The organism is Campylobacter sp. 2018MI01, assembly GCF_018501205.1.
Classification (GTDB): Bacteria; Campylobacterota; Campylobacteria; order Campylobacterales; family Campylobacteraceae; genus Campylobacter_E.
This window is the reverse complement of record NZ_JAHCZE010000194.1, coordinates 1-399: the sequence shown is the minus strand read 5'-3', so window position 1 is coordinate 399 and position 399 is coordinate 1. Positions and strand designations below refer to the sequence as shown.

Below are 399 nucleotides of genomic sequence, written 5' to 3'. Positions count from 1 at the left end.
CACACACGCATCCCAACGCCGTGAGGTTGATCGCCGCAGACCTCGGCGTCGTCACTCCCGCGACTAAAGACCCGAACCCGCCCGGACGGGCACACGGCACTCCGGTCATCGTCGCGAGAAGGATCGCCGCACGAGCCAGCGCAGGGCCAAGTCCCACCAGAATCGCCACGCGCCACCATGCCCCCGAGCCAACTGTCCCAGCCAGACTCACCACAGCGGCCGCGTCAACAAGTAGCACCAGCACGATACTCATGACGCCCATCGGCCCGATATCGGACTTCTTCATGATCATGAGAGCCTTCTCCGGCGCCGCCCGGGATCCCAAACCATCTGCGGTGTCAGCGACCCCGTCCAGATGGAAGCCGCCCGTCGCGCCGGCAAGCCAGCACAGCGCTAGCA

The 399-nt window shown here is 65.9% G+C and carries 1 protein-coding gene; it reads right to left on the bottom strand.

What is annotated here, in order from left to right:
* Positions 1–399, bottom strand: a 399-nt coding sequence (locus KJQ97_RS10145; RefSeq protein WP_214120727.1) for an adenosylcobinamide-GDP ribazoletransferase, incomplete at both ends; no start/stop codon positions are given.